At 70.0% G+C, this 21,031-nt stretch carries 19 protein-coding genes and 1 tRNA gene; 16 read left to right on the top strand and 4 right to left on the bottom strand.

The annotated features are described in order from the left end of the window. Positions 1 to 62: 62 nt before the first annotated feature. The 12 genes from DEI86_RS12775 to DEI86_RS12720 all read left to right on the top strand — a co-directional run bounded on the left by DEI86_RS12775 (position 63) and on the right by DEI86_RS12720 (position 12,584). On the top strand, positions 63 to 1,064 hold the full coding sequence (locus tag DEI86_RS12775; RefSeq protein WP_258375157.1) for a site-specific tyrosine recombinase XerD: 1,002 nt from the start codon (positions 63 to 65) through the stop codon (positions 1,062 to 1,064). Positions 1,065 to 1,150: 86 nt separating this feature from the next. Then, a complete protein-coding gene (locus DEI86_RS12770) occupies positions 1,151 to 2,014 on the top strand; it encodes a ParA family protein (RefSeq protein ID WP_111011364.1) in 864 nt (287 codons plus the stop codon). Further along, the gene (locus DEI86_RS12765; protein ID WP_111012821.1) at positions 1,998 to 2,852 is read left to right on the top strand and encodes a ScpA family protein; all 855 of its coding nucleotides are present in this window, start codon (positions 1,998 to 2,000) and stop codon (positions 2,850 to 2,852) included. The genes DEI86_RS12770 and DEI86_RS12765 overlap by 17 nt, the downstream gene beginning before the upstream one ends. After that, on the top strand, positions 2,842 to 3,558 hold the full coding sequence (scpB, locus tag DEI86_RS12760; RefSeq protein ID WP_111049765.1) for an SMC-Scp complex subunit ScpB: 717 nt from the start codon (positions 2,842 to 2,844) through the stop codon (positions 3,556 to 3,558). Before DEI86_RS12765 ends, scpB begins: the two co-directional genes overlap by 11 nt. 892 nt (positions 3,559 to 4,450) lie before the next feature. Continuing rightward, positions 4,451 to 5,224, top strand: a complete 774-nt coding sequence (locus DEI86_RS16920) for a pseudouridine synthase (RefSeq protein ID WP_258376549.1) — start codon at positions 4,451 to 4,453, stop codon at positions 5,222 to 5,224. A 123-nt stretch (positions 5,225 to 5,347) separates the two neighbouring features. Then, positions 5,348 to 6,508 carry a prephenate dehydrogenase gene (locus tag DEI86_RS12750; RefSeq protein ID WP_111049763.1) on the top strand — a complete coding sequence of 387 codons (1,161 nt, stop codon included), beginning with the start codon at positions 5,348 to 5,350 and terminating at the stop codon, positions 6,506 to 6,508. Between the two features lie 239 nt (positions 6,509 to 6,747). Next, entirely contained in the window at positions 6,748 to 7,464 is a 717-nt protein-coding gene (gene cmk, locus DEI86_RS12745) for a (d)CMP kinase (RefSeq protein ID WP_111012895.1), read from the top strand. 3 nt (positions 7,465 to 7,467) lie between these two features. Continuing rightward, positions 7,468 to 9,015: a ribosome biogenesis GTPase Der gene (gene der / locus DEI86_RS12740; RefSeq protein WP_111012817.1), complete on the top strand. Its 1,548-nt coding sequence runs from the start codon at positions 7,468 to 7,470 to the stop codon at positions 9,013 to 9,015. Positions 9,016 to 9,243: 228 nt separating this feature from the next. Further along, positions 9,244 to 9,537 (top strand): hypothetical protein, encoded by a 294-nt coding sequence (locus tag DEI86_RS12735; protein ID WP_111049761.1) that lies wholly within the window; start codon positions 9,244 to 9,246, stop codon positions 9,535 to 9,537. Between the two features lie 44 nt (positions 9,538 to 9,581). Continuing rightward, on the top strand, positions 9,582 to 11,294 hold the full coding sequence (locus DEI86_RS12730; protein WP_146244932.1) for a hypothetical protein: 1,713 nt from the start codon (positions 9,582 to 9,584) through the stop codon (positions 11,292 to 11,294). Beyond that, positions 11,291 to 11,827 (top strand): hypothetical protein, encoded by a 537-nt coding sequence (locus tag DEI86_RS12725; protein ID WP_111049759.1) that lies wholly within the window; start codon positions 11,291 to 11,293, stop codon positions 11,825 to 11,827. The genes DEI86_RS12730 and DEI86_RS12725 overlap by 4 nt, the downstream gene beginning before the upstream one ends. A 172-nt stretch (positions 11,828 to 11,999) precedes the next feature. Continuing rightward, complete coding sequence (locus DEI86_RS12720; protein ID WP_111049757.1) at positions 12,000 to 12,584, top strand: hypothetical protein; 585 nt, start codon at positions 12,000 to 12,002, stop codon at positions 12,582 to 12,584. Between the two features lie 59 nt (positions 12,585 to 12,643). On the opposite strand, the gene DEI86_RS12715 is transcribed toward DEI86_RS12720, so the two are convergent. Together DEI86_RS12715 and DEI86_RS12710 are read right to left on the bottom strand one after the other, a co-directional pair. Continuing rightward, entirely contained in the window at positions 12,644 to 14,788 is a 2,145-nt protein-coding gene (locus DEI86_RS12715; RefSeq protein ID WP_111049756.1) for an ATP-dependent DNA helicase RecQ, read from the bottom strand. Between the two features lie 82 nt (positions 14,789 to 14,870). After that, positions 14,871 to 15,164 carry a DUF503 domain-containing protein gene (locus DEI86_RS12710; protein WP_111049754.1) on the bottom strand — a complete coding sequence of 98 codons (294 nt, stop codon included), beginning with the start codon at positions 15,162 to 15,164 and terminating at the stop codon, positions 14,871 to 14,873. 79 nt (positions 15,165 to 15,243) lie between these two features. Between DEI86_RS12710 and DEI86_RS12705 the strand changes: the two genes are divergently transcribed. Together DEI86_RS12705 and DEI86_RS12700 are read left to right on the top strand one after the other, a co-directional pair. Further along, positions 15,244 to 16,035: an alpha/beta fold hydrolase gene (locus tag DEI86_RS12705; RefSeq protein ID WP_111049776.1), complete on the top strand. Its 792-nt coding sequence runs from the start codon at positions 15,244 to 15,246 to the stop codon at positions 16,033 to 16,035. Positions 16,036 to 16,165: 130 nt separating this feature from the next. Continuing rightward, positions 16,166 to 16,239 (top strand) — tRNA-Pro (locus DEI86_RS12700). 253 nt (positions 16,240 to 16,492) lie between these two features. On the opposite strand, the gene DEI86_RS12695 is transcribed toward DEI86_RS12700, so the two are convergent. Next, positions 16,493 to 17,956, bottom strand: a complete 1,464-nt coding sequence (locus tag DEI86_RS12695; protein WP_111049752.1) for a glycosyltransferase family 2 protein — start codon at positions 17,954 to 17,956, stop codon at positions 16,493 to 16,495. Continuing rightward, positions 17,953 to 19,323: a glycosyltransferase family 4 protein gene (locus tag DEI86_RS12690; protein ID WP_111049750.1), complete on the bottom strand. Its 1,371-nt coding sequence runs from the start codon at positions 19,321 to 19,323 to the stop codon at positions 17,953 to 17,955. Before DEI86_RS12690 ends, DEI86_RS12695 begins: the two co-directional genes overlap by 4 nt. Before the next feature lie 151 nt (positions 19,324 to 19,474). On the opposite strand from DEI86_RS12690, the gene DEI86_RS12685 reads away from it, so the two are divergent. Then, positions 19,475 to 20,296, top strand: coding sequence for an ABC transporter permease (locus DEI86_RS12685; protein WP_111049748.1), 822 nt, complete (start codon positions 19,475 to 19,477; stop codon positions 20,294 to 20,296). After that, positions 20,293 to 21,021 (top strand): ABC transporter ATP-binding protein, encoded by a 729-nt coding sequence (locus tag DEI86_RS12680; protein WP_220037286.1) that lies wholly within the window; start codon positions 20,293 to 20,295, stop codon positions 21,019 to 21,021. Before DEI86_RS12685 ends, DEI86_RS12680 begins: the two co-directional genes overlap by 4 nt. Positions 21,022 to 21,031 lie beyond the last annotated feature (10 nt).

The following is a 21,031-nucleotide window of genomic DNA, read 5'->3' as shown; positions in this document are numbered from 1 at the left end:
TGGGTCCGCGGGGTGGGTCCGCGTCGGGCGGACCGGGACCTCGGTCGCCTAGCCTGGATGCCGTGACGACGTACGACGCTGCCGTGGGGAGCTACCTGCGCCACGTCGCCGTGGAGCGGGGACTGTCCGAGCACACGCTCGCGGCGTACCGACGAGACCTGACGGCGTTCGGACAGTGGCTGGAGTCGGACCCGGACGGGGCGGTCGTGGTCGAGGACGTCCGACGTCTCACCAAGTCGCACGTGTCCGACTTCGTCACCTCCCTGGCCACCCGGCCCGAGGGGCCGCTCGCGCCCCGGAGCATCGCCCGGATGCTGTCGTCGATCCGGTCGTTCTCGGCGTTCACCGCTGCGGAGGGCGTCCTGCCCGCGGATCCCGCCGCGTCCGTGCGACCGCCGAAGTCCCCCATGCGACTGCCGAAGGCGATCACGATCGACCAGATGGGCGCACTCCTCGCCGCCGTCGACGGAGACGATCCCGTGCAGCTCCGCGATCGCGCGTTGCTCGAACTCCTGTACGCGACGGGGGCCCGGATCTCCGAGGCGGTCGGCCTCAGCGTCGACGACGTCACGGCCCTGCCGCCCGACGATGACGACGAGGACGGGGACGAGTCGGAGATCGCCGTGGTCCGGGTGACCGGCAAGGGCAACAAGCAGCGGATCGTGCCGCTCGGCAGCTACGCGCGAGCCGCCATCGACGCCTACCTGGTCCGGGCTCGGCCGGTGTTCGCCGCGCGCGGCACGGCGACCCCCGCGCTGTTCCTCGGTGTCCGCGGGGCGCGCATGTCCCGGCAGAGTGCATGGCTGGTGATCCAGGCCGCTGCCGAACGCGCCCACCTGACCGCGCACGTCTCGCCCCACACGTTCCGGCACTCGTTCGCGACGCACCTGCTCGAAGGCGGGGCCGACGTCCGGGTCGTGCAGGAGCTGCTCGGCCACGCGTCCGTGGCGACCACGCAGATCTACACGCTCGTGACCGCCGACATGCTCCACGACGTCTACGTCACGAGCCACCCGCGGGCGCGACGACCGACAGGTGTGCACACCGGCGGCACCCGGGCCTGATCGGGCACGCGTCGCCGAGCGTGCGGCGCGGGGCGGGGTGGGGTGCGCCTCCCGGCCGCGTCGTCGGCCGCCGCTACGATTGCAGCGTGCCCACGAACCCGACGACCCAGCCCGCGATCGGTCCGACCGGGCGACCCGTTCGGACGTTCCCCGTGCCCGAAGAACTCGACGGCCACGGGCCCGCCCGCATCATCACCCTGTGCAACCAGAAGGGCGGCGTCGGCAAGACGACGACCTCGATCAACCTCGGCGCAGCGCTCGCCGAGTACGGACGCCGCGTGCTCGCGGTCGACTTCGATCCGCAGGGTGCGCTGTCGGCGGGACTCGGTGTCCGCACGCACGACGTCCCCACCGTCTACGACCTGCTCATCGGCACGGTGAAGGACCCCAACACGATCATCCAGGGCACGGGGACGCCCGGGCTCGACGTCATCCCCGCGAACATCGACCTGTCCGCAGCCGAGGTCCACCTGGTCAGCGAAGTCGCTCGCGAGCAGATCCTCGCCGGGGTCCTGCGGAAGGTCTCGCGCGACTACGACGTCATCCTCGTCGACTGCCAGCCCTCGCTCGGACTGCTCACCGTCAACGCCCTCACGGCCGCGCACGGCGTGCTCATCCCACTCGAGTGCGAGTTCTTCGCGCTGCGCGGGGTGGCGCTGCTCATCGAGACCATCGACAAGGTGCGCGACCGGCTCAACCCGGCGCTCATGCTCGACGGCATCCTCGCCACCATGTACGACTCCCGGACGCTGCACTCGCGCGAGGTCATGGAGCGGGTCGTCGACGCGTTCGGCGACAAGGTGTTCGAGACCGTCATCGGGCGCACCGTGAAGTTCCCCGACGCCACGGTCTCCGCGCGACCGATCACCCAGACCGCGCCCGACCACCCCGCAGCGGCTGCGTACCGGGCGCTCGCGCGGGAACTCGTCTTCCGTGGCGCCGTCGCCTGACCCGACGCGGACGGCACCGGAGGCCCTGACCGCGTCGGCCACCGAGACCGACGGGCGCCCGGGGTTCCGGGTGACGCTGGCGAACTTCGACGGGCCGTTCGACCTGCTCCTGTCGCTCATCACCAAGCGTGAACTCGACATCACCGAGGTCGCGCTCAGCGCCGTGACCACCGAGTTCATCGCATACGTGCGGGCGGCCGAGAGCGCTGAGGAGCTCGACGAGGCGAGCGAGTTCCTGGTCGTCGCCGCCACCCTGCTCGACCTGAAGATCGCGGGGCTGCTGCCACAGGGCGAACTCGTCGACGCCGAGGACGTCGCCCTGCTCGAAGCACGCGACCTGCTGTTCGCGCGGCTGCTGCAGTACCGGGCGTTCAAGCAGGCCGCGCACTGGTTCGGAGCGCAGTGGGACACCGAGGTGCGCCGGCACGTCCGGTCCGTGCGGCTGGAGGAGCGGTTCCGGGCTCGGACCCCGGAGCTCGTCTGGACACTGTCCGTGCAGGACTTCGCGGCGCTCGCGGCCGTCGCACTCGCCCCGCGCGAGATCCCGACGGTGGGGCTCGACCACCTCCACGCGCCGCTCGTCAGCATCCGCGAGCAGGCCGCGATCGTCGTGTCGATGCTCCGCAACGGCGGCGAGGTGACGTTCCGGCAACTGATCGCCGGCGTGACCGAGACGGGTATCGTGGTGGCTCGCTTCCTGGCGATCCTCGAGTTGTACCGGAACGCCTCCATCGCGTTCGAACAGCTCGAGCCCCTCGGGGAGCTCACCATCCGCTGGACCGCGGACCACTGGTCCGACGAGAGTCTCGCCAACTTGGGAGCCGACTATGACGGATGACAGCAGCGGCGGTCGTGCCGGCGGCTCCGACGAGCCCGGCGGCGCCGACGAGATCGCCGAGGCCCGCTTCGCCGAGCAGGAGCTCCGTGACGGCGAGGCAGTGGACGCCGCGAACGGCGCCGACGATGCTCCTAGTGGCGCGGCAGGCCTCGGCGTGCCGATCGACCGTCAGATCGAGGCGATCCTGATGATCGCGGACGAACCCCAGACCCCGATCGCGCTCGCGACCGCGGTCGGCGCGCCCGTGCCCGCGGTCCGGCAGGCCATCGACCGCCTCGTCCATGACTTCGACGGGGCGGACGGCGGGGTCCGCCGAGGGTTCGAACTCCGTGAGGTCGGCGGCGGTTGGCGCTTCTACGTCCGGTCCGAACTCGACCCGGTGGTGGAGCAGTTCGTGCGCGCCGAACGTCCCGCCCGTCTCTCGCAAGCAGCGCTGGAGACCCTGGCGGTCGTCGCCTACAAGCAACCGATCACACGTGCTCAGATCGCGTCGATCCGCGCCGTGAACGTGGACGGTGTCGTTCGGACCCTCGTGGCTCGCGGACTCATCGCGGAGTCCTTCACCGACAGCGAGACCGGCGCGATCAACTACGTGACCACGGACCTGCTGCTCACCCAGCTCGGGATCAACACGCTCGAGGAGCTGCCGCTCATCTCGCCGCTCCTCGAGGACGGCACGGAAGGATTCGCCGATGGCCGCGCATGACGACGACCGGGACCCGAGGGGGCGGGATCGGTCCGACCGATCGAGGCCGGACCGGAACGGGCACGGCCGCGCTCGTCCCGGTGCCGGAGGCGCTGATCGTGGTCGTCCGGATCGAGACGGTCCGGATCGCGGCCGTCCCGATCGCGGCCGGCCGTACAGCGACCGTGGGCGCGGTGACGGCGCCCGTGGTGACCGGCCGATCGACGGTCGGCCGTACGGCGACCGTGGTCGCGGCGACAGCGCCCGTGGCGAGCGGCCGAACGACGGTCGGCCGTACGGCGACCGTGGGCGCGATGACGGCGCCCGTGGCGAGCGGCCGTACGGCCAACATCCGTCCCGCGACCGTCCGACGGGAGGCTTCGGTTCGCGCGGCGAGGGTCGCCGTGGGGGCGGCCCCGAGCGACGTCGGGACGACCAGAGCGATCGTCCGGGTGTTCCGCGGGACGAGCGGTTCCGTGGCGGGCGACACGGCGGGGACGACTCTCGGCCGCGAGCCGGGCGTGACGATCGCCGACAGGACGACCGGGGTGGCCGCGAGCGGGACTCCAGGGGTGGCCGCGAGCGGGACCCCCGGGGCGGCCGTGGGCAAGACCCTCGACGCGACGCGCAGCGGTCCGACCCCGCGGACTCGCGGGTGTGGCACAACGGTCGTCGGTACGTCGGCGGCACCGCGAACCCGCGGAACCAGCGCCGTGACGACGACGGACGACCGGGGCGCCGCACTCCCGCCGCCCGGCCGGACACCACCCCGCTCCGGCCCGGTGCCGTGGATGAACGAGGGCTCCCGCTCGAGGGGACGCCGGAGCGCCCCATCATCCCCGAGTGGGACGACGCGACCGGCTCGGGAACCGGGCGTGGAGGTCCGGATGGGGCGGGCCTCCCGGCCGGCGATCTGCCCCAGGGAGAGCGCCTGCAGAAGGTGATCGCGGCAGCGGGGATCGCGAGTCGGCGGGTGGCCGAGAACCTCATCGCCGAGGGACGCGTCACGGTCAACGGCGAGGTCGTCGATGCTCTCGGCCGACGCGTGGACCCCGAGCACGACGAGATCGCCGTCGACGGTCTCGCGGTGCAGGTGGACACCTCGCGTCGATACGTGATGCTCAACAAACCGACGGGCGTCGTCTCGAGCATGCACGACGAGCACGGACGGCCCGACCTGTCGCAGTACGCCGACCGGTACGACGAGCGACTGTTCAACGTCGGGCGGCTCGATGCCGAGACCTCGGGCCTCCTGGTCCTCACGAACGACGGCGCGCTCGCGCACGTCCTCGCCCACCCGTCGTTCGGCGTGACCAAGACCTACATCGCGAAGGTCGAGGGCGGCGTCACGCCCGCGACGATCCAGCGCCTCATCGACGGTGTCGAACTCGAGGACGGTCCGATCGAGGCGGACAAGACGCGGTTGCTCGAGAACGCGCGCGGGTCCTCCCTGGTCGAGATCACGTTGCACTCCGGACGGAACCGGATCGTGCGTCGCATGCTCGACGCGGTCGGTCACCCGGTCGAGGAGCTCGTGCGTCGGTCGTTCGGGCCGCTCCACCTCGGCACGCTCGGCGTGGGCCGGCAGCGTGCGTTGACGACGCAGGAGCTCGGAGCGTTGCTCACCATCGCGCGACGGCATCGGAACCGTGGATCGGACCGTGTGGAGCGGGACCCGGAGGACTGACGCGCTGCGGCCACGACGAGCCGTCGCGTCGGGCATCGGTAGGCTCGGGTGGTGCCCGCGGTACCGGGGCGCCCCGAGCGCCGTCGTCCTCGGGCCCCTGCGTGTGATGGAGAGGACACGACCGTGACCCGAACGGATCCGTCGGCCTCGTCCGGGCCCTCCCGCACCGCCCCGACCGCCGCGCCCGAGTCCACCGGCCAGCGTCGGGTCAGCGGACAGGTCCGGATCGTCGGGACCGGGCTCCTCGGCGCATCGATCGGACTCGCGCTCCGGCAACAGGGCGTGGACGTCGTCCTCGACGACGCCTCGCCTGCAGCGCTCGCGCTCGCCGCGGACTACGGGGCCGGTCGACTCGCGTCCGACGGTGACCGCCCCGGCCTCGTCGTCGTCGCGGTGCCACCGGACGTGACCGCGTCGGTCGTCGCACGCGAGTTGGACGCACACCCGGACGCGGTCGTCACCGATGTCTCGAGCGTCAAGGCTGGTCCGCTGGCAGCGCTCCGACAGCGCGGAGCGGACGTCAGCCGATACGTGGGATCGCACCCGATGGCGGGTCGCGAGCGCAGCGGCGCCATCGCCGCGCGCGCGGACCTGTTCATCGGACGGCCCTGGGTCATCGCGGGCCACGACGGCATCACGCATCAGCGTGCCGTGGCCGTCGAGGACCTCGCGCTGGACCTCGGCGCGACCGTCGTCGAGATGGACGTCGACACCCACGACGAGGCCGTCGCCCTGGTGTCCCACGCGCCCCAACTCGTGTCGACGCTGATGGCCTCGCAGCTGCGCAACGCTCCTGACACGTCGCTCGGTCTCGCGGGTGGCGGCGTTCGCGACGTCACCCGGGTGGCCGCAAGCGATCCCGGCCTCTGGGTCCAGATCCTCGGTGCGAACGCGCCGCGGATCCGGCCGGTGCTCGAGGCGTTCCGCGCTGAACTCGACGCCGTCATCGCCGCGCTCGCCGAGCCCACCGCCCCGGGAGCCCCCAGGACGATCGCGGGCGCGATGGCCGCCGGCAACCTCGGCGTGGCCCGGCTGCCCGGCAAACACGGCACGACCCGGCGGTACAGCCAGGTCGTCGTGCTCATCGATGACCAGCCCGGCCAACTGGCCCGCCTGCTGACCGAGATCGGGCAGATCGGCGTCAACCTCGAGGACCTGCGCCTCGAGCACTCTCCGGGAGCGCCCATCGGCATCGTCGAGGTCTCGGTGGTACCGGAGGAAGAACAGCGGCTGCTCGACGAGCTCGAGCGCCGTGGATGGAGGATCGCAGCGGCATGGGCATGAACGGCACCGGCGAAATGGGCACCGACGAGATGGGCACCGACGAGACGGGCACCGCGGCGATGGGCGACACGGCGCTCGGCGACAGCGGCGTGACCGGTGGTCCGGACGGCCCCGACGCCGGCCTCCCGACTCCGGGTGGTGCGCCCGGTCCGGCGACACCGGGCGGCGGTGCTCCCGGTGGCGGGATCAGTGACGTGCTCGGCGGCGCTCCGGACGGTCCGGCCGGCGAGCCGGGCTCGATGCGGGACCCCCTGCCCGCGGGTCTGCCGCAGGGCGCGTACGTCGCGAAGTTCGTGGTCGCCGTGGACGGTCCGGCGGGGAGCGGCAAGTCGAGCGTGTCGCGGGCGGCGGCGCGGGTGCTGGGCTTCGACTACCAGGACACGGGAGCCGCCTACCGTGCGCTCGCGTGGCACGCGCTCCGGTCCGGCGTCGACCTGGACGACCCGGCAGCCGTCGTGGCGTCCTGGGACACGTTCCGCTACCAGATCGGCACCGACCCCGACGACTACTTCGTCCGCGTGGGCGACACGGACGTCACCGAGGCGATCCGGACACCCGAGGTGACCGCTGCGGTTGCGCACATCGCCAAGCTCCCGGCCGTCCGGGCCAAGCTCGTGCAGTTGTTCCGCGACGTGATGCGCCGTGCGGACGCGCCGGGGATCATCACCGAGGGGCGCGACATCACGACGGTCGTCGCGCCGGACGCCGAGGTGCGGATCCTGCTCACGGCGGACGAGTCGGTTAGAATGGCCCGACGTTCTGCTGAGGTGACGACGCAGACACCCGAGGAGACGGCCCGTGCCCTGGCGCGACGTGACCAGGCCGATGCTCGGGTCGTCGACTTCATGAACGCCGCGGACGGTGTCACCACCGTCGACTCCACCGATCTCGACTTCGACCAGACCGTGCAGGCGGTGGTCGATCTGGCCCGAACGGCCACCACCCCACAGGACTGACACATGGCGCATCCCGACGACCTGAGCGACGACGTCGCCGACTCCTCCGGCGGGGACTCGTTCCCCGAGTACGACCGCGCGCTCGGCGAGCGGCTCGACCAGCTCGACGACGCCGACGCGGAACAGCGGGCGAACGCGCTCCGGGCTGGACTCGAGGACTACGACCTCGACGAGGAGGACATCGAGCTCCTCGACGGGGCCGAACTCGGTGAGGACGGCCAGACCTATCTGCCGGCCCTGCCGGTGCTCGCGATCGTGGGACGTCCGAACGTCGGCAAGTCGGCGCTGGTCAACCGGATCCTCGGCCGCCGCGAAGCAGTCGTCCAGGACGTCCCGGGTGTGACGCGCGACCGGGTTTCCTACAAGGCGGAATGGAACGGCAAGCGCTTCACGCTCGTCGACACCGGCGGGTGGGAGCCCGACGCCACGGGCATCAACGCGTCCGTGGCGGCGCAGGCAGAGGTCGCCGTGGACCTGGCGGACGCCGTCCTGTTCGTCGTGGACGCCACCGTCGGCGCGACCGCGACGGACGAGCACGTCGTGCGGATGCTCCGGGGAACCGACAAGCCGGTCATCGTCGCCGCGAACAAGGTCGACGACGAGCGCCGCGAGCTCGACGTCCACGAGTTGTGGAACCTGGGCCTCGGCGAGCCGCACCCGGTGTCGGCCCTGCACGGTCGCGGCGTCGCCGACCTGCTGGACCTCGTCGTGACGACGCTGCCCGACACCTCCGCGGTCGCCAAGCAAGAGGTGGGCGGCCCCCGTCGCGTCGCGATCCTCGGCCGACCGAACGTCGGCAAGAGCTCGCTGCTCAACAAGGCGGCGGGCGAGGAACGGGTGGTGGTCAACGACCTCGCCGGGACGACGCGCGATCCCGTCGACGAGCAGATCGAGCTGGGCGGCCGGGTCTGGCGCTTCGTCGACACGGCGGGCATCCGCAAGCGGGTGCACATGCAGCAGGGCGCCGACTTCTACGCGTCGCTCCGCACCACGGCGGCGCTCGAGAAGGCCGAGGTCGCGGTCGTCATCCTCGACGTGACCGAGCCGATCTCGGTGCAGGACCTGCGGATCATCGACCTCGTCCTCGAGTCCGGCCGCGCGCTCGTGCTCGCGTTCAACAAGTGGGACCTGCTCGATGACGACCGCCGGCGGTACCTGGAGCGTGAGATCGAGCAGGACCTGGCACACGTGGCCTGGGCGCCGCGTGTCAACATCTCGGCTCGGACCGGTCGGCACCTCGAGAAGCTGGTGCCCGCGCTGACGGTCGCGCTCGACTCGTGGGACACGCGCATCCCCACCGGGAAGGTCAACGCCTTCATCGCGGAACTCGTCCAAGAACACCCCCACCCCGTCCGCGGCGGCAAGCAGCCGCGGATCCTGTTCGGGACGCAAGCGTCCTCGCGACCCCCGACATTCGTCCTGTTCACCACCGGGTTCCTGGACCCGCAGTACCGGCGCTTCATCACCCGACGCCTCCGTGAGGTCTGGGGCTTCGAGGGGACCCCGATCACCGTCAACATGCGCGTGCGCGAGCGGCGGAAGCGGCCGTAGGTCCGGAACATCGAGGAGGGGGTGCCGTCGTCACGACGGCACCCCCTCCTCGATGCCCGCGGGCGTCCTCGGCTGTCCCGCCTGCTCGATCTCCTCGCAGCCGTTGGTCAAATATCAGTCGATCGGTCGGCTAGCCTGAGGGAGCGGGACGGGGGCCCCGCGGGTGCTGCCGGGTCTGTCACCGGCCCGGCAGCACAGCAGACGTGGGCGACGGGACGAGGGGGAACCATGGCGGGATCGACGACGGACGAACTCCGCATCAGCCGCGCGGAACTGGAGGCACTCGCACGCACGCTGGACGATGCCGCGGACCGCGTGCTGATCGACCCGCGCATGCTCGGGCCGCACGACGACGCGGTCGGGCGAGCCGACGTGGTCGCGGAACTCGACGACGTGGTCGCTCGACAGGTGGCGCGATCCCGCGCGTGTGCCGACGACCTCCACCACCTCGGTGCCTTTGCGCGGACCACCGCTGACCGGATGGCGGAATGCGACGGGCTGTTGGCCGTCGCGGCGCGATGACCGACGACGACCCGGGCGCGGGAGACCCAGGTCAGCTCCGATCGTTGGCGCGCAACCGTGATGCGGTCCTGCGTGCCACCTCGGCTGCGGTCCGCGCCGTCCGCTCGGCAACCGAGTTCGACCACACCGCATGGGCGGGGTCGGCCGCGGACGCCTTCGCCGCGACCGTGCCGTCCGTCCTGGCCTCGGCACTCGTCCTGGAGGCCGGTCTCCAGTTCCACGAAACGGCGCTCGCCCGGTACGCGGACGGCGTCGCTGAGATCCAGGAGGAACAGCGCGAAGCCCTCCGTCAGCTCGCCGAGGCCGAGGCGACCATCGGGTCCGAGCGGACATGGCTCCTGGACCTCGACGACCAGTTCCACCGCGTCACGGCACTCGGTGCGGGTGAACCCGGGGACCTCGCGGGCCTCCGTCAGCAGCGCGCTCGTGCCGAGGACACGGCGGCGCTCGCCGAACGGGAGCGCGCAGACGTGGAATCGGCGCTTGAGGACCTCCGCGTCCGGAGGCGTCGCCTCGACGGCGCCTTCGTCGAGGCGCTGCACGACGCCGACGATGCGAACGCCGTGGTCCGGCGCGCAGGCGTGGCGGCATCGGCCACGGACCTCGTCGCCTTGCTCGCCGCGATGACGCCTGAGCAGGTGAGGTCCTACGCAGACGCGCACCGTGCGCTCGTGCGGGCTGCCTTCTCCGGCGGCGCCGACGCGGTCAGGCGCCGCTGGGACAGCATGGGCGTCAGTGATGGCACCACGGCCGTCCAGTCGACGCTGCTCGCAGCACTGCCGTCGTTCTTCGGGTCGCTCGACGGGGTCCCGGTGGAGGCGCGCGTCGCCGCGAACCGGCACGTGGCGGTGCGCCGCATCCGTCGGTTGGACCATGAGCGTGCCGCCCTCGTCGCGCGTGGCCGCCGCGGCGAGGGGGACCTCCGACAGCGCATCGCCCAGCTCGACGCGGAACGCGCGTACCTGGCACTCGTCGTGGCCGGACGCCGACGGACGTACCTGCTGGACATCGACCACAGCCGAATCATCGAGGTCCTCGGGACGCCGAGCCCGGCGACGAGGCACGTGATCACCTACGTGCCCGGGACCTTCACCAACCTCGACGCCATGTACGGCGGGGGAGTGCGGCAGGTGCCCGCGTACCTGTCGAGGCGACACCAGGAGGACGCGGTCGTGTTCGTGTACAAGGACGGCCGATTCCCCGGAGTCGTGGAGCCGGACGGGACAACGACCGCGAAGGGCTTCGTGATCGAGGCCAACGACACGGCCTTCGCGCTCCGCAGTGGCCGACAGTTGGCGTCGTTCACCCGCGGCGTTGAGTCCGATCCAGTTCTCGCCGCTGCCCGGTCGACGGCGATCGGACACAGCTGGGGCCTGGCGAACGTCGCCGCGTCCGAGGTCGCCGGAAGCCGGTACGACGCCGTCGTCTCGCTCTCCGGTGCGGGGATGCCGCTGGACTGGCGCGCGGATCCGGCCACCGAGTACTTCGACTACTCGTACAACGACGTCCTGCAGGTGCTCCAGGCGCCCGTGCTCGATGCCGTCTGGCAGGGTGTCAACCCGCGACACGAGCCGGCGTTCGAGCACGGTCCGTACTACCGCAGCCCCGCTGACGACGCCGCGGATCGCACACCCGGGCTCGCGGCGAGGGTCGAAGCAGAGCTCGGTGCCCTCACGAGCAACCATTCGCTGGTTGCGTCGAACGCGCCGGCCAACCGCCCGCTCCTCCAGGACCTCGACCGGCAGGTGCTGCGTTGACCGGTCCGCTGACGAACTCGTTCGCCGGTACCGTCTGCGCGATCGCCGTACTGACCGCACTCGGAGGCTGCGCCGTGATCCAACCACCCTCGCCACCCACGCCGACCCGGACCCCGGGCGAACCGACCATCGCTGAGGTCAAGGCCGGCGTGCAGCGCCGGGAGCACCAGATCGCCGATCTCGTCCCCGCCGAACTCGTCGACCGCACGCGGTCGCTGGACGAGGGCTCGTTCCTGAGCTGCGCCGACGGTCGACAATCCTGGACGGGCCGGACGTGGGTGTACCTGCATGACGCCGATCAGGTTCGGCCTGCGGTCGAGATGATCCGGCGGGCGCTCGTCGAGGCCGGAGACGGCGTCGTGTCGATACGAACGGACGCTGCCGATGATCGCGGGGTCACCTTGACCCTGCCCCACGACGAGCAGTACCTGATCGGACCCGGGCCGGATTCGGACCCGACGGCGATCTGGATCGACTCGTTCTCGCGGTGCGTCGTGCTGCCGGGGGGTGTGCTGCCCGGCGACTCCTACTGATGCATCGCTGCCGTGCCGTGCCGTGCCGTGCCGTGCGGCCGGTCATCGTGCTGGGGGTCGTGCGGACACTTGGCTCGCGTCGCCGGTCGCTCGACCACCCGTGTGAACCGTTCTCTCAGCGACCGATGCGGCACCATTGATGCTCGGGATCGACCCGGAGGGCAGAACGAGGATGACGCAGGCGTCGCACGGCGGTGCACTCGGCCACGGCCAGCGCAACGGTCTGCACGGACTCGCAGCGCTCGCGGATCGGGCGTGGTGCCGGTTGCGCCTCGACCGCCTCGCCGGTGGGCGTCAGGCCGGGTACGTGATCCGTGAGGACATGCGGCGGGATCCGCGGACGGTGCGCGCGTTCCGATGGATCCGTTGGCTCCTCGTGGCCGAGACGCTCGTGGGGCTCACCGCCATCGTCATCGCGGTCGTGCTCACACGGGCCGGCGTCGCCGTTCCATGGGCAGTGTGGTTCCGGGCGACCGTTGTGCTCCTGATCACCCTGACCCTCTCCGTGTTCGCGTGGCGGGCGCAGCTCGGGTACTACTGGGCGTACTCACGGCTGCGGCTGTTCAGCAGGATCTTCCCCGTCGTCACGCTCGTCATCGCCGCGATCCCCGGCCTGTACCCGTTCTGGATGGTCGTCGAGCAGATCCTGTTCTCGCTGCTCATGATCGGGATCGGTGACTTCTTGACGTCGGACCACATGCGCGCCGCGTTCCCGAAGCCCGCGCCGCGGATCAGGAGCCGGCGGGAACGGAGCTGAGGCAGCCGGAGCTGATGCGGCTCGCGCTGATCCGTCGCGCTGGCGTTCCGGGTGCTCGGTCAGGCCACCACAGCGAGTGCGAATGGCAGGACCTGCTCGACTCCGGCCTGCCGCAGCACTCGTCCGGCGACGGTCATGGTCCACCGGCTGTCCACGAGGTCGTCGACGAGCAACACCGGCCCGTGGTGTTCCTCGAGCGCGGCTCCGAGGTCGGGTCCGACGCGCACGCTGTCCCAGATGCCGGCGAGTCGATACGCACTGTTCGTCGCGCCGTCCGCGCGCATGGTGCCGCCCGTTCGCTCGAGAGTCCCGAGGAACCGCAGCTTGCCGATCCGCGCGAGCTCCCCCGCGAGCGAAGCGACCAGGAGCGGTCGCGTCCGTGACGGAAGCGCGACGACACCGGTGGGTCGGGCCTCCCAGGGCCAGTCGCGCAGCGCGCGGACGCAGCCCTGCATGAGCTCCGCGCTGATCGGGGCGTCGGCGCTGTCTGGCGCGAACAGCGCGCGGAGCGGGCCGCCCCAGCCGAGGTCGGTGAGGCGCGCGACGGCCCGGCCCGTCGCGACCTGTTCGGCTGGAGTGATCTTGCCCTTGACGGAGACGTGGAGCCGGTCCATCCCGGACGGCCACTGGAGTCGCGGCGGGATCTCGACGCCGACCTGGTCGAGCGTGCGAGCCGCCTCGGACGAGGCGGCTGCAGCCACATCGGCCGGGTACCACGCGCCTGCGCAGATGTCGCAGCGGCCGCAGGGTTCCGCGGTCGGGTCGTCGAGGTCCTGCTGCAGCATCTGCATCCGGCACGTCGTCGCGTGCTCGTACCGGATCATCGACTCCTGCTCGGCGATGCGCGCCTGCGCGACTCGTGCGTACCGCTCGGTGTCGTACTGCCAGGGTTCACCCGTGGCGACCCAGCCGCCGGACACGCGGCGGACCGCGCCGTCAACATCCAAGACCTTGAGCAACAGCTCGAGCGTCGATCGCTTGATGTCGACGAGGCCTTCGAGCGCCACCGTCGAGAACGCCCGATCACGCTCGAGTTGCCGGAGCACGGCGTTCGCACGGTCCTCGGACGGCATCGAGGCGTTCGCGAAGTACTGCCAGATCTCGCGGTCCTCGCGACCGGGGAGCAGCAGGACGTCGGCGTTCGGGGTGGCCCGACCTGCACGCCCGATCTGCTGGTAGTACGCGACCGGCGAGGACGGCGCCCCGACGTGGACGACGAACCCCAGGTCCGGCTTGTCGAACCCCATCCCGAGGGCGCTCGTGGCGACGAGGGCGCGGAGTTCGTTGTCCTTCAGCTGCTGCTCGAGCTGCGCGCGTTCCTCGGCGTCGGTGCGACCGGTGTAGGCCCTGACGGCATGGCCGGCCTCGCGGAGGAGGCGAGCGATGTCCTCGGCCGCCGACACCGTCAGCGTGTAGATGATCCCGCTGCCCGGCAGGTCCTGCAGGTGCGCGATGAGCCAACCGAGGCGAGCACGCGCGTCCGGGAGGTCCAGCACACCGAGACGCAGCGACGCTCGCGCGAGCGAACCCCGGATCGTGAACACCGGTGCGTCCGGTGTGACCGTGAGCTGTTCCTCGACGTCGGCCACCACCCGGGCATTCGCGGTCGCGGTCGTCGCGAGGACGGGAACCCCGTCCGGCAGGGCTCGGATCAGGTCGGCGAGACGCCGGTAGTCGGGGCGGAAGTCGTGACCCCAGTCGGAGATGCAGTGGGCCTCGTCGACGACGAGCAGGCCGAGCCGTTCGACCAGGGTCGGGAGCTGTTCGTCTCGGAAGCGCGGGTTGTTGAGGCGTTCGGGGGAGACGAGGAGCACGTCGACCTCGTCGGCGCGGAGCGCGGCGGTGATGTCGCCCCACTCGTGCGCGTTCGCCGAGTTGATCGCCATCGCTCGAACGCCGGCCCGTGCCGCGGCCGCCACCTGATCCCGCATGAGCGCCAGCAGTGGCGAGACGAGGACGGTCGGACCGGCGCCGCGGCGCCGCAGCAACAACGTGGCGAGGAAGTAGACCGCCGATTTTCCCCACCCGGTTCGCTGCACCACGAGCGCACGCTGCCGGTGTTCGACGAGCGCACTGATCGCCTCGAGCTGGCCGTCGTGGAACACGGCGTCCTGCCGCCCGGTCAGGGCGTGCAGCGCCTCGAGCGCCTCGGCGCGGAGGGCTTCGGACGGGGCCACGACGGTGGCGGGATCGCTGGTCACCACTCCATGGTGACAGGCGGGGCCGACAACACCTGGGCCTCCCGGCCGTCCTGTGGACAACGAGGCGGGTAGGCGCTCTGTGGGATCAGTCCTCGGAGCTGATCAGGCGGCGTCGTGCCGACAGCAGGTCGACCTCCGGCCGCTCGGCCATCCACTGCTCGGCCGCGTCGAGTACCTCGACGACGTGCCCGGCGGAGGCAGCCACGGCCGCCAGCCCGACGCCCGCGCGGCGGTGCAGGTCGAGATGGTCGGTCTCCGCAGCGCTCACGGTGAACCGACGGCGGAGCTCCGCGACGATGGGACGGACGACCGCACGCTTCTCCTTGAGGGAATGCACATCACCGAGCAGCAGGTCGAACTCCAAGGTCCCCGTCCACATGCGCTCCAGTCTCCACCGGAGTCCACAGGATCCGTCGGGAGGCACGGCGCTCGTCGCGGACTCGTCCTACCGTGGTGGCATGAGCGATCGACACCTCGACATCCCCGGCTCCCGGCTCGCGTACGACGTCTCGGGTGCCGGTGGCCGCGTCGTCATCGTCGCGCACGGCCTCGGCGCCAGCCGGGCGGCGGAGGACGCCGAGGGCGTGTTCGACTGGTCCGCGGTCGCCGCGGACGCCCGCCTCGTCCGGTACGACGCTCGCGGCCACGGGGTCTCCACCGGTCGTGCGCAGCCGTCCGACTACCGATGGGCGGCGCTCGCCGACGACCTGCTGGCGCTCGCGGACGCCGTGTCGCCGGATGCACCAGTTGATGCCATCGGTGCGTCGATGGGCACAGCGACGATCATCTGGGCAGCCACGCGACGCCCAGAACGGTTCCGTCGCCTCGTGCTCAGCATCCCGCCGACGGCGTGGGAGACACGGGCCAACCAGGGGAACCTGTACCGGGCGGGTGCCGACCTCGTCGAACGCGAGGGGATGGACGGGTGGCGCCGTGCCATGGCGGCAGCTCCGTCGGTGCCGATCCTGGAGCAGGGCGGGTGGGCGTTCGATCGCGACCCCGATGTGCGTGCGGACTTGCTGCCGTCGGTGTTCCGCGGCGCCGCCGGGTCGGACTTCCCCGATGCCGATGTCGTCGCCACGATCGGGCACGAGACGCTGCTGCTGCCGTGGGCGACGGACTCGGGGCATCCGGTGAGCACGGCCGAACGGCTCGCCGAGCTGCTGCCGTCCGCCACGCTCGAGGTCGCTGAGACGCCGGACACGATCCGGGGGTGGGGTGTGAGAGCTGCGGCGTTCCTCCACGGCTGACGACGATCCTCCCGACGGTCCGGCCCGCCGAGCGCCCGCTGGCTGCCGTGCGCGGCCGGGAGGCGCGGGTCCGCTATGCTTGTCGGGTCGCTCTGGTCGGAGCGGCACCAGAGTCCGCTCGTCGGGCTCTCGGGCTGTGGCGCAGCTTGGTAGCGCACTTGACTGGGGGTCAAGGGGTCGCAGGTTCAAATCCTGTCAGCCCGACCGAGGGGACGTTTCAAGAACTCACCCCTTTGTACTGAGCCGACGGGCGCGTGTGGGCTCGGCGTTGGCGCCAGTTGAAGCGCTGCGTGCGCAGCCTGTCCGCTTGGCTGGTGTTGCTGCCGTCCGCTCGGCCTCTGGTCTGCGCTTTCCGCGTTCGCGGCGCACTTCCAGGCCCGGTTCTCCTCTGACCTGTCCCGGGTTGCCCGACACCGGAGTTGGCGCGATGAGCGTCCCGCAGAACCGCCACTCCCGGTCAGGCGCGGGCAGCCCGGATCGCGCGCAGCCGCGTGACGAGCCAAGGACTCCGAGCGCCGAGCGCGAGGGCAACGAGTCGACGAACCGACACCCGGTCCGGGTGCTTCAGGAGACCGGTCGCCTCTGCCATGTCCGCGACGGCGTTCCACCGAAGGCGCAGCCGTTCCGCATCGATCGGCTTGGATCCGACATGGCGGATCGCCGCGATGAGGTCTTCGGGACTGGACCAGTCGACACTGCTGTCGTCGAAGCGGCGGAGAATGGGGTCGATTGCCGCGTCGCGGTGGTGGCGCACCGCTTCTGCCCACTGCCGGTGATGCGGAATCGCGTCGACGAGAAGCCATCGGGGGGCGTTCGCGTTCAGGCTCGAGAGACCGCCGAATGACGTGACAGCGCCGAATGCGACCGTGACGTCGAAGACCTGACGCGGACGTCCGACGACGAGCAGATCGGCGGTTGGGAACGACCGACGAGCCACCCGGGCTTGCTCCCGCCCCGTGATCAGAGTGATCACGATGTCATCGGGGGCGGCTTCCAGGACCGCCGTCGCGCGCGCGACGGCGGCCTCGTCGATGACGGCGGGCAACTGCAAGGCGACACGCAGCACACCGTCGTCCGGAAGGAAAGTGTCGGCGAAGACGTCGACGGCGTCCCGGACGCGGCCGAGGAAGAGTGCGACCGCGCTCGCGTAGAACGGGTACCGGCGGAGGAGGATGCGCTCGTGCTCCAAGCGGAGCGCCGGCCCGCGGTCGCCACTGAAGCTCGTCGAACCGGTGTGCAGAACGAGCGCGTGGTTCGCGAAAACGGCCTGGTATCCGGCTCTGTTGATGCGGAGGCAGAAGTCGTTCTCCTCGCCGTAGCCGGGGGAGAACACGTGGTCGAACAAGCCGAAGCGGTCGATGACCTCGCGCCGGATGAGGAAGCAGAACCCCATCGCGACGGGCGCGACGGTGAACCGCGGGAGGAGCTCGCGGAGGACCCCGTGCAGCTCTGTCGTCCGCTCGGGCGTCGCTCGGGAGCGGGGATTCCGTCGCGCGTACGGCATCGTCGCGATCGTCGCGTTGTCGCTGCGAGCGCAGACGACGCCGAACGAATCGTCCGAGGCGAGCACGGTGGCCATCTCATCGAGGAATCCCGGCAGTGGAATGGTGTCGCTGTTCAACAACAGGACGTCGTTTCCGCTGCGGTCCAGTTCCAATGCGGCACGGTTGCAGTTGCCGACAAAGCCGAGGTTGCGCTCGTTGCGCACATACTCGAATCCGGGCCGGTCCCGGATCAAGTTCAGCAGGCGACCTTCGATCTCGTCGGCGTGCGGCCCAACGTCATTGCAGAGTAGTACCCGGTCGACGTTCACGTCGACGGTCTCCATCAGCGCCTCGACGCAGCGGAGGAGTCCGGCCAGATCGTCGTACACCGGGACCACGATCGTCACCGGCCGGCGGGAGGGCACCTCGGCGGTCACCGTCGGACCAGCCGTCTCGCCGCTACGCCTGGGGCTGCGAGGGCGCGGCCCACCAGGCCCGAGCGGGTCCCTACCCGGGACACGAGGAGTCCGATCGCAGCTTTCGCGCTCGTGGCACCGAGAGAGGCGTAGGTCGCGGGCAGATCAAACCAGTACCGGGCAATCTCGGGCAGGCGGTAACCCTCTGTTCCAACGAGCGCGCTGAGGCGTGCTATTGCACTCGCGTTATCGTGACCGGTGCTGAGCGTGCGCGACAGCTCCTCCTGTCCTCTGCTTCCATGTCTGAGGACGTCTTCCGGGTGCATTGCGTAATGCTCCAAAGCGTCGGCGAACGCAGCTGTGTCGTCGACCGGGAACAGTCGTCCAGTCCGACCGGGCACGACCAGTTCAGCGCTTCCGCCGTTGTCCGCGGCAACGACAGCCCGACCGAGGGCCATGTACTCCGCGGTACTCCTGCCGAACGCCTCGAGCGTCGACGCGGTTACGCAGACGTCCGCTGCGTGGATGTAAGGAGCAGGGTTCCGCTGCTCGCCGGCGAAGGTGACGCGCCCCGCGATCCCGAGCGATCTCGCGCGCTCGCGCAGGAGCAAGTCGTAGCCGGGATGGGTCCAGGCGCCGACGAAGCAGACGCTTGCGGTCACCCCGCGGCGAGCGAGCTCGCCCAGAGCATCGATGACACGGAACTGTCCCTTGCTCTCTTCGACGCGACCGACCATCGTGATGCGGAGCCCGGGATCTTCCTGCGGGAAGGGAACCTGCACCGGTACCGCGGCGCGACCGGCGAGAAGCTGCTCAACCTCGACTGCGGGATACGCGACGCTGATCCGCTCCGGATCGATGAACGGTGCAAGGTGGGCTCGGAGCGATTGCGAGTTCGTGACGACTTCGAGGGCCATGAGACCGATGTCCCGCAGCGTTGCATCCCGGCCGATCTGAAATTGGAGGCCGTGGTCCAGATCGCCGTACTCCCGGATGAACCACGCCTGTGGAATGCCGAGCGCTGCGGCGGCGAAGGCCGCCCACGGAGCGACCAGGGTGTTGGTGACGACGAGATCTGGGCGCTGCTGCTCGAATTGCCGGATGATCGCCGACACTGCGGCGTAGTCGGCCGTCGCGAACGTTGCCCGCTCCGCAGCCGGTGCTGGCTGCGGACTCGGCAAGGCCCATCCCCGGAAGCGGTATGCCTGGTATTGCCACCCCCGCTGCTCCAGTGCGTCGATGAACGTCCCTCGCGGCGCTTTCGTGACGAAGGTCGGTTCGAAGTCGGGATCGATTCCCTGCCAGTCCTCCACAAGTCTGATGAGGGAACGTTCAGCTCCGCCGAGACTCTTCGGCGCAGTTGAGTGATTGGCGAAACAGACACGCACCTGAGGAGTTTACACTTTTCAGGCACGTCCCCGCTCCCGCCGCTCGCACAGATCGTCTCGCCGTCCTGACGCAGCCCTCGACACATGAAAGAATGCCACGTCCCCCCAACCAGGCGGCGGCTTCGACCCGCCGCACGACGTGAAGAGTCGAATGACCTATCTCAGTGATCTCCTGTCGTCGCGGGAGCTCCTCGCGAATCTGACGGCGCGCGAAGTCAAGGGTAAGTACCGGCGCACCGTGTTCGGACAGCTGTGGTCGCTGATCAATCCGCTCGCGACCATGCTGATCTACACGATCGTGTACTCGTTCATCTTCAAGGCGCGGGTGGAGGTCGGGGATCCCAGTGGTCTCGACGTCTACCCGCTCTGGCTCATGTGTGGGCTTCTGCCGTGGATCTTCACGCGGAACGTGATCAACAGTGGGATGACCTCGATCGTCAGCAACGGATCGCTCATCAAGAAGGTTTACTTCCCGCGCATGACGCTGCCCCTCAGCGCTGTCGGTTCGTTCGGGTTCACCTGGTTGGTCGAGATGGCCGTGATACTCGTGGTGCTTGCGCTCTTCGGATCGAGGTGGTACGCATTCTTGCCGCTGATCGCCTTGAACATGGTGCTCCTGGCCATGTTCGCATGCGGCCTCGGTCTCATGCTCTCGATAGTCAACGTACATTTCCGGGACATGCAGCACCTCGTCGGCATCGCTTTGCAGATGTGGATGTACCTCTCGCCGATCGTCTACCCGCTGTCACTCGTCCAGGACTCAGCCGACGGTGCGGGCAAGCCCTGGATCGTCCACCTCTACAAACTCAACCCGATCGAACGGTTCTCCACCGTGTTCCGAGACCTGATGTACGACAATCGACTCCCGAACTGGACAGACTGGGTGGGCGTCCTCGCAGCGGGCTGTTTGTCATTCCTGATCGGTTACGTCGTGTTCTCCCGGAATGAGAAGAAGCTGGCGGAACTGCTGTGAGTGATGTTGCCGTGCGCGTCGACGAGGTGTCCAAGCGCTTCCGGATGTACCACGAGCGAAATGACTCGATCAAGAGCGCAGTGATGCGCGGGCGCCGCTCGGTGCATGAGGACTTCTGGGCTCTCCGTAACGTGTCGTTCGAAGTGCCGCACGGCACGACGTTCGGTTTGATCGGCAAGAACGGATCCGGCAAGTCCACCCTCTTGAAGTGCCTCGCGAAGATCCTCTACCCGGAGCACGGATCCATCACCGCCAACGGTAAGCAGGCGTCCTTGCTCGAGGTCGGCTCCGGCTTCCACCCCGAGCTCTCGGGTCGCGAGAACGTGTTCCTGAACGGGTCCATCCTCGGCATGTCCCGGAAGGAGATCGTGCGGAAGTTCGACGAGATCGTCGCTTTCTCCGGCGTCGGTCACTTCATTGACCAGCCGGTCAAGAACTACTCCTCCGGTATGTACGTGCGGCTCGGATTCTCCGTTGCCATCTCCGTGACGCCGGACATCCTCGTCGTTGACGAGGTGCTCTCGGTCGGTGACGCGACGTTCCAGAACCGCTGCCGAAGGAAATTCAAGGAGATGAAGGAGGCAGGGCAGACGATCATCCTGGTCTCACATTCCCAGGGCACCGTTCAGGACATGTGCGACCAGGTCGCGTGGCTGGATGCAGGTGAGTTGCAGCAGATCGGCGAGCCGAAGTCGGTGCTCGCGGCATACAACGAAACGGTGTGACGGGCCGACC

This window comes from Curtobacterium sp. MCBD17_028 (genome assembly GCF_003234875.1).
Classification (GTDB): domain Bacteria; phylum Actinomycetota; class Actinomycetes; order Actinomycetales; family Microbacteriaceae; genus Curtobacterium.
The sequence above is the reverse complement of the archived record's forward strand: the minus strand, read 5'-3'. Positions and strand labels throughout refer to the sequence as shown.

Coding starts and splice junctions, on each gene's coding strand:
- scpB (WP_111049765.1), top strand. CDS start 2,842: ATGACGGATGACAGCAGCGGCGGTCGTGCCGGCGGCTCCGACGAGCCC.
- DEI86_RS12685 (WP_111049748.1), top strand. CDS start 19,475: ATGACCTATCTCAGTGATCTCCTGTCGTCGCGGGAGCTCCTCGCGAAT.
- DEI86_RS12720 (WP_111049757.1), top strand. CDS start 12,000: ATGACGCAGGCGTCGCACGGCGGTGCACTCGGCCACGGCCAGCGCAAC.
- DEI86_RS12735 (WP_111049761.1), top strand. CDS start 9,244: ATGGCGGGATCGACGACGGACGAACTCCGCATCAGCCGCGCGGAACTG.
- der (WP_111012817.1), top strand. CDS start 7,468: ATGGCGCATCCCGACGACCTGAGCGACGACGTCGCCGACTCCTCCGGC.
- DEI86_RS12705 (WP_111049776.1), top strand. CDS start 15,244: ATGAGCGATCGACACCTCGACATCCCCGGCTCCCGGCTCGCGTACGAC.
- DEI86_RS12710 (WP_111049754.1), bottom strand. CDS start 15,164: ATGTGGACGGGGACCTTGGAGTTCGACCTGCTGCTCGGTGATGTGCAT.
- cmk (WP_111012895.1), top strand. CDS start 6,748: ATGCGGGACCCCCTGCCCGCGGGTCTGCCGCAGGGCGCGTACGTCGCG.